This window comes from Candidatus Accumulibacter aalborgensis (assembly GCF_900089955.1).
Lineage (GTDB): Bacteria > Pseudomonadota > Gammaproteobacteria > Burkholderiales > Rhodocyclaceae > Accumulibacter > Accumulibacter aalborgensis.
Window position 1 is genome coordinate 1 of the sequence record NZ_FLQX01000059.1, and the last position, 1811, is coordinate 1811.

A 1811-nucleotide genomic window follows, 5' to 3' on the forward strand; every position below is an offset into this window, starting at 1 on the left:
TGCGGGCTACGCTGCAAAACTGTCGACGCCAGATTTCTACGGAATGACGACGCCGTTAACACCACCCTGATCGCTTTCCCTGCTCGCCCGATTCGATGACCCATTTCTTTGCCGACGATGGAGAAAAGATCCACGTCCAGGTGGCGGGCGATGGCTCGCCAATCGTCATGCTGCACGGCTGGACCGCCAGCCACCGTGAATGGTCACCGTTCCTCGACCGGCTGACGCCGCACCATCGTGTCTACCGCTGGGACGCCCGCGGCCATGGCGGGCATCGACTGTCACGCGACACGGTGCCGACTGTTCAGCGAATGGCGCAAGACCTCCATAACCTGATCGACCACTATCATCTGACTAGCCTGGTAGCGGTTGGTCACTCGATGGGCGCGCTGACCCTGTGGCAGTACATTGCGGAGCATGGCTGCAGGAACCTGCGCAAGGTCTGCTTCATTGACCAGTCACCAAAACTGCTGACTGACGATGACTGGCTGGACGGCATCTACGGCGATTTCGACCGCGAACGTTCGGCCGCCTTCCTGACTCATCTTGAAAATGACTTTGCCGAATCGGTTCTGCGACTTGGTGGAATGGGCCTCAATCAGCCTGCCCGACAAAAGTATCAGGAAAAATCGAGCGGACTGGAAAAAGCCCGCCGTTGGCTCACGGAACAGGATCCTTCGCCGCTGATCGCCTGCTGGGAGAGCCTCACCGAAGCCGACTATCGCGCCACTCTCGATCGAATCGATATTCCTGCACTTCTAGTCTATGGCGGAGCCAGTAATTACTACCGGGGAGAGACTGCGCACTACGTGAAGAGCAGAATCGCCGGCGCGGTGCTACGCATCTATGAAGGCAGCGATCACTCGCCGCATCAATGGGAACGCGAGCGTTTCGTCAGTGACCTGCGCGAGTTCATCGATTCGCCTTGAGACGGTTGGCAAACTTCCGGCGAAACTTCGCCAGTTTGGGGCTGACGACGACCTGGCAGTAACCTTGATCGGGGTTCCTGCGAAAATACTGCTGATGATAAGGCTCGGCAGCAAAGAATGTCGGCCTCGGCAGCAGTTCAGTGACGATCGGGCCTGCCCAGAGCCTGTCGCTGTCGAGTTCGGCGATCAGCGACGCAGCCACCTGGCGCTGCTCAGCCGTGTGATAGAAGATGGCCGATCGGTACTGGGTGCCGACATCGTTACCCTGCCGATTGAGCGTCGTCGGGTCGTGAATGGCAAAGAAAACCTCCAGGATTTCCCGGAAGCTGCATTGCGTCGCGTCGAAGGTGATCTGGACGACCTCTGCATGCCCCGTCCGTCCGTCACACACGGCGGCATAGCCCGGGTTATCCAGATGGCCGCCGCAATAACCTGACACGACCGACTCAACCCCGACCATCTGCTCGAAGACCGCTTCCAGGCACCAGAAACACCCGCCGCCAAGGGTTGCAATTTCGCTGCCTGGTTTCATTGTCCCGCCCTCCGTATCCGTCGTTCTGCCATTAAACGATTCAGGATTCTCAAACGCACAAAGCCCTCACCGCGGAGCGGAGAGGGCTTTGTATTTTGGGGAGCCTGGCGGTGACCTACTTTCACACATGAAGTATGCACTATCATCGGCGTGCCTTCGTTTCACGGTCCTGTTCGGGATGGGAAGGGGTGGGTCCAAAGGGCTATGGCCGCCAAGCAAAACTGGTTCGCACGCCGCGTGGTAGCGGGGTGCGTTGGAAGAAGGTTTGGTACAAGGGTTGTGATTGTTTTCGATCCGGTGGGCGAACCGTAGCGTGAGCATGGGTTCGGACCGGTGTTGAGCGTTGAGTT

General features: G+C 58.5%; 2 protein-coding genes and 1 rRNA gene. 1 reads left to right on the forward strand and 2 read right to left on the reverse strand.

Annotated features, from left to right (window positions below):
- Positions 1 to 95: 95 nt before the first annotated feature.
- The gene (locus tag ACCAA_RS04500; protein ID WP_186406051.1) at positions 96 to 929 is read left to right on the forward strand and encodes an alpha/beta fold hydrolase; all 834 of its coding nucleotides are present in this window, start codon (positions 96 to 98) and stop codon (positions 927 to 929) included.
- Here the strand turns inward: ACCAA_RS04500 and msrA are convergent.
- Positions 913 to 1461, reverse strand: coding sequence for a peptide-methionine (S)-S-oxide reductase MsrA (gene msrA / locus ACCAA_RS04505; protein WP_186406052.1), 549 nt, complete (start codon positions 1459 to 1461; stop codon positions 913 to 915). The two genes, ACCAA_RS04500 and msrA, sit on opposite strands and share 17 nt — an antisense overlap.
- Positions 1462 to 1563: 102 nt before the next feature.
- Positions 1564 to 1677: ribosomal RNA gene (rrf, locus tag ACCAA_RS04510) — 5S ribosomal RNA — on the reverse strand.
- Between the last annotated feature and the right edge of the window lie 134 nt (positions 1678 to 1811).